The organism is Alsobacter sp. P4_H11 (assembly GCF_056400925.1).
In genome coordinates this window covers 1-4605 of the sequence record NZ_JBFUKI010000024.1, presented here as the reverse complement: position 1 = coordinate 4605, position 4605 = coordinate 1, and the positions used below count along the sequence as shown (strand labels likewise).

The following is a 4605-nucleotide window of genomic DNA, read 5'->3' as shown; positions in this document are numbered from 1 at the left end:
GTGTTTAACGGTTGTCTATCGAAACCGAGATCGCCCGATGGATAGCTCTTCCCAGAATTTGAAAGATGTCGTTGAGAAGTTCGTGGCGGGGCACGGGGAACTGGCTGACGAAGAGTTTGGAGCCAGCGTCTCCGACTACCTTTCAAGGAACCTGAACGTTGATCCCGATTCCTTCATGGAACTGGCCATCAAGATCTACACAGATTGCAAATCCCGCACCGTCGTCACTGGACGACAGTAACACGCGCCGCTAGGGCTCTGACTGCACCAGAGTTCGCGGGACTGCGCCTTTCGGTTGCGGCAGGCGTTCAATCACCCCGTTCGGGCCAACGATTTGTTGCGCGATGCCGCGACCCAAATCCGACTGCAGGGTGACGAGATCGCCATCGGACGGGATGTTGTATTGGGCGGACCAGAGAACCTGTCCGCCTCTTGCATCCACAAGCTGAGCGGCGACAACTCCCTTTGTTTCGGACGTAAACACACTGCCCTCGACGAAGTACCGAATGTTGTAGTGCCCCTGGGTGGCCGTGTTCGTGCCGTGCATTTCGGTCGCAAAACGGCTTAGGGTTGCGATCTCCCCTTGTTCGGCGAGAACACTGATCACCTCCTCCGAAACACCGCTGGCGATCTGTTGGGCGCGATTGGCCCCAATCGCCGTGAAGGGAAGAACCGCAAAAAGGGGCTTTTCGGAGGTGGCCGCCCTCATCCAGTATCCCGAGGAAATCAGGGCAGCGGCGGCAGCTACGAGAGAAGCGGCAAAGGTGACCCGAACTCCCCATTTCGTTGACGAGATCGCTGAGCGTGCACCCTCAATAAAGGATAGCCGTGGCTGGACAGCATCCCCGGAGTCCGGGGATTGCACTATGGCGACGCAGGTTTTGAAGACCGGGACGTAGGCTCCCTTAGGGATATCGATCTGGATCGGGTCATGTGAGCTGTAGTTGTACCGTTCCAGCGCGCGGCGGAGCCGACCAGCCTCAATACGTACCAGAGGATCAGAGTTTGGGTCGAAGTGCGCCGGCCTGTCAAAAACCGACAACCCAATGGCATAGGCTTTGATCCGATCCTGTCTTCCTTCCAGGCACTCATGGACGATATAGGACAGGAATCGGCTAAGCCGCTTTGAACGTTGAAAGTCTTCGCTGGCGAGAACGTTTCGCAAAACCCCTTCGATCATTTCCCGTCTTGGGTCGCACTCCATGGACATTGCGCTACCTTGCTGTTGAAGGCTCAAGGGGATCGGGTGATTGTCGCGCTTCAATTGGTCATGTTCAATAGATCCGCTGGGCTAAAATCGTGTTGAATGCATGCGTTTATTAAACCGCATTACAACAATTGCGCCGCGCCTCTGATTGAGCCGTGCGCCGTCAATGCCTCAGCCAAGAACTCCGGTGCCCGATGCCGAATGTGTTTGGCTTCTAGCCACGACCTACATCAATCAGCCCCGCAGCATTGCCCTTGCAGGGAACTTGTATCGAGGAGCCATGGCTTGGCGCCCTAGAGCCCTGAAGCGCAAAGCCCGCTTCCCGCCGGCGGGCTTTGCCCAGCCCATGCTGGCGACGCTCACCGCTGCGATCCCGATCGCGCCAGGCTGGCTCTACCAGGTCAAGCACGACGGTTATCACATGCAGGGCCGTCGGAGAGGGCAGAGGGCGTCCGACTACGAATCGAACGACAACTCAGCGCTGTCCGACCTGGCCTCGGCGCTGCTGGATCTACTCGAGGTTGGCGAGCGCATCTGTGCGGAGGACGGGGTCTAGAAACGAGCCCCGCTGCGGGGGTTCTTTTGTGAATTTAAAAAAGATCAAAATCTGATTTCGCGCATTTCGCGAGAGGAAGGCTACTGCTAAGCATCCCGATAGCTCTCTGTGCGGAATCAGTTATCTGCGGGACAAATTGTTATTCCGCCCTTGCATACCTTAGGCCAGCAATCAAAATCTCAGGCGCGGCGACATCATCAAACACCGGATTCGTTCATGGCTGATTCTCTCCAGAGCTTGGTCAATCGCGCCGAAAATTTCGTCGCTGAACACGTTGACCTGCCGGAGGACGAGTTTGGGGCTATGGCTGCAAACTACCTAGCGAGCCATCAAGACATCGACCCCGACAGCTTCATGAACCTCGTGATCAAGCTTTACAGATATCGAGCGGTTTCCGGACCGCTCGTTGAGGAAGGCCAGTAGCCGCGACGAACTTATCGGACCCGCACTCGCCAAGAGGGCAAGCAGGGTTCAGCGCCGTCGCTGCGCACTGGCGGATCTACAAGGATGGCCAGCTAAAGCGAACGTGAGGGCTCTATTCTGCCAAAGCTCGATTGCTCAGGTTGGCTCTGCTGATGATGGCTTGGCGATCTCCACCACTTGCGGGCGACCAGCGTGCGCATCCGCCCAGCTTCATTCCGCCGATGCTGGCGACGCTCACAGACGTGATCCCGATCGCGCCAGGCTGGCTCTATCAAGTGAAGCATGACGGCTATCGCATGCAGGGACACCGGACAGGGCAGGGGGTGCGCCTCTACAGCCGCAACGGGCTGGTCTGGACCGATCGACTGCCGCGCATAACCGCCGGCCTCCTGAGCCTTCCCTGCGGCTCATGCGTGCTCGATGGCGAGGCGGTGGTGCAGATGCCGGATGGTCCGGACGACTTCCACGCCCTTGCGGTCGCGCGCAGGCGCCGGCCGAGCCGTGCTGATAGCCTACGATTTGCTGGAGATCGATGGCGAGGACCTTCGCTCGTGGCCGCTGGTGGAGCGCCGCGCCGAGCTGACCGATTTGTTGGCCTCGCCGGTTGCCGGACCTGTTCCGGCATGCCTGAGCAATGGGTCTGGAGGGCATCGTTTTGAAGCGAAAGGGCTCGTACCCTCTAGCCGGCGCTTAAGTGAACGATCTGTCGGACAGGGGCCTGCGCCAAAAAAGAATCCTCGCAGCGGGGCTTGCTGCGGGGATTGTCAGGGCATGATCAATTTTGCCTGCCCATCAGACTGAGGTTCCGCCATGCATCCGCGCCGGCATTCAGATCCGTACGAAGTCTGTGGGCATGAGCAACATGGGCGGCTTGGGCCAACTCCGCAGTTGGGTTGCTACTTCACCTTTGGCCGTCTCGACTCAAGGTCGAGGATAAGGGCTCTCTGCCGTGCAACAAGCACCTCGCCCCGAGCCGCGTTCGCATCCGCGAGTACTAGGTGCTATTTGACCAGACAACCATCAAGCGGACTATGCAAGCTGGGCGAATGTTGAAAGCTCGCCCAGCAGGAGCGTTTCACAAAAGCTCTAGCAGCTCTGTCCTGCCTTGCCACGAGGTGTCACAGAACACCGCGCCGCACCGCACGCCTCGTCGCCACGCGAGCCCGGCGGTGAGTCACTCCGTAGTAGCTTCCGTGCCCATAGCCGTAGCTACCGTAATCCCCGTATCTGCCAGCCTGGTAAGAGTATGGGTCGTAGGTAGGAGCCGCGACGGGAACCGCGACCGGAGCTGCCAGCGGCGGAGCCGCCGCAGGCAAGGTCGTCGGGGTGCCCGCAGGGGCGTAGACCATGCCCCGCATCTCTGCAAACGCCAAGGTCGAGGCCATCGTCCCTGCAGCGAGAAACGAAGCGAACAGCAATGGATTAGTTGCCATGATTGCCTCCATCCAATTCGTAGGGATCATTTACAGTTATCGGAATACACGAGCAACTCGCCGCTCGCCATGCGTGAATACAACGACTTTGTCGTCGGGTGAGATGTAGTATTCGTAGTAGCCACGAGAGCTGAGCCCCGGCACATTGATATTCTGGAAGTGAGAGGAGTCGACCCAAGTCGGGATCGAACTTCCCCTTCCAACGCGAATACCGCTCGGCTCCGTATAGTGGATGCCGACAGTGCGGAGCGTGTCGGCATGAACGGCCGGCCAGCCTTGCGAATTCGATGAAGGATAGGGCCGCGTGACCGTAATCTCGTTCTGAGCCTGGGCGCCTTGGCTCAAGGCAATGGAGATCGGCAAAGCGGCGCATATGGCGCACAAAAGGTGTGCTCGCATTCGAACCTCCCATCTGAAAGGCATTTGCCACCGAAACAGTTTGCCATCACTGGGCGTGTCTTGAAGTGAGCGAAAACAGTTTCGGCCGGAACTAGGCCGTGAGGCGTGGTCTTTTTGACGCGGCGCAGTCCGATCAGTTGACAACGGTGCATACGAAAGCACGGTGACGATTGGTGTGTGCCTAGCCGAGCCGGCAGACCGCCCAGAGATTTGCGAAATGCGCAGGACTGTGGAACCCCGAGCCGGCCAGCTCCGGTGACTGGCCAGACCTATCGGTCGGGGTTGTCCCCAGCATGGCTTAAGGCACGATGTCCGGGCTACAACCGAGCCTGACGACTGCAAAGGGTTAGCAGGGCTTTGGCCATGTCCTCATGGCCCGAAGCCAGACACCCGAGTACGTTTGTTCGAATTGGTACGACGTCAATTCGACCAAGTTGGACGGTTACGTCGTACCAGTGATAATGTCCGGCTTGTGTTTAACGGTTGTCTATCGAAACCGAGATCGCCCGATGGATAGCTCTTCCCAGAATTTGAAAGATGTCGTTGAGAAGTTCGTGGCCGGGCACGGGCGGGGCACGGGGAACTGG

5 protein-coding genes are annotated in these 4605 nt (G+C 58.5%); 4 read left to right on the top strand and 1 reads right to left on the bottom strand.

What is annotated here, in order from left to right:
- On the top strand, window positions 1-241 hold a 241-nt coding region (locus AC1DSZ_RS24260; protein ID WP_476840859.1), incomplete at its 5' end, for a hypothetical protein.
- Between the two features lie 9 nt (window positions 242-250).
- On the opposite strand, the gene AC1DSZ_RS24255 is transcribed toward AC1DSZ_RS24260, so the two are convergent.
- Window positions 251-1180 (bottom strand): hypothetical protein, encoded by a 930-nt coding sequence (locus tag AC1DSZ_RS24255; RefSeq protein ID WP_476840858.1) that lies wholly within the window; start codon window positions 1178-1180, stop codon window positions 251-253.
- Between the two features lie 307 nt (window positions 1181-1487).
- On the opposite strand from AC1DSZ_RS24255, the gene AC1DSZ_RS24250 reads away from it, so the two are divergent.
- The 3 genes from AC1DSZ_RS24250 to AC1DSZ_RS24240 all read left to right on the top strand — a co-directional run bounded on the left by AC1DSZ_RS24250 (window position 1488) and on the right by AC1DSZ_RS24240 (window position 2845).
- Window positions 1488-1763: a hypothetical protein gene (locus tag AC1DSZ_RS24250; RefSeq protein WP_476840857.1), complete on the top strand. Its 276-nt coding sequence runs from the start codon at window positions 1488-1490 to the stop codon at window positions 1761-1763.
- 216 nt (window positions 1764-1979) lie between these two features.
- The gene (locus AC1DSZ_RS24245) at window positions 1980-2186 is read left to right on the top strand and encodes a hypothetical protein (RefSeq protein WP_476840856.1); all 207 of its coding nucleotides are present in this window, start codon (window positions 1980-1982) and stop codon (window positions 2184-2186) included.
- Window positions 2187-2338: 152 nt separating this feature from the next.
- Window positions 2339-2845: an ATP-dependent DNA ligase gene (locus tag AC1DSZ_RS24240; protein WP_476840860.1), complete on the top strand. Its 507-nt coding sequence runs from the start codon at window positions 2339-2341 to the stop codon at window positions 2843-2845.
- Window positions 2846-4605: the final 1760 nt, after the last annotated feature.

What these genes read in the sequence shown, in the direction of transcription:
- AC1DSZ_RS24255 (WP_476840858.1), bottom strand. Translation starts at nt 1,180, where the DNA reads ATGATCGAAGGGGTTTTGCGAAACGTTCTCGCCAGCGAAGACTTTCAA.
- AC1DSZ_RS24245 (WP_476840856.1), top strand. Translation starts at nt 1,980, where the DNA reads ATGGCTGATTCTCTCCAGAGCTTGGTCAATCGCGCCGAAAATTTCGTC.
- AC1DSZ_RS24250 (WP_476840857.1), top strand. Translation starts at nt 1,488, where the DNA reads ATGGCTTGGCGCCCTAGAGCCCTGAAGCGCAAAGCCCGCTTCCCGCCG.
- AC1DSZ_RS24240 (WP_476840860.1), top strand. Translation starts at nt 2,339, where the DNA reads ATGATGGCTTGGCGATCTCCACCACTTGCGGGCGACCAGCGTGCGCAT.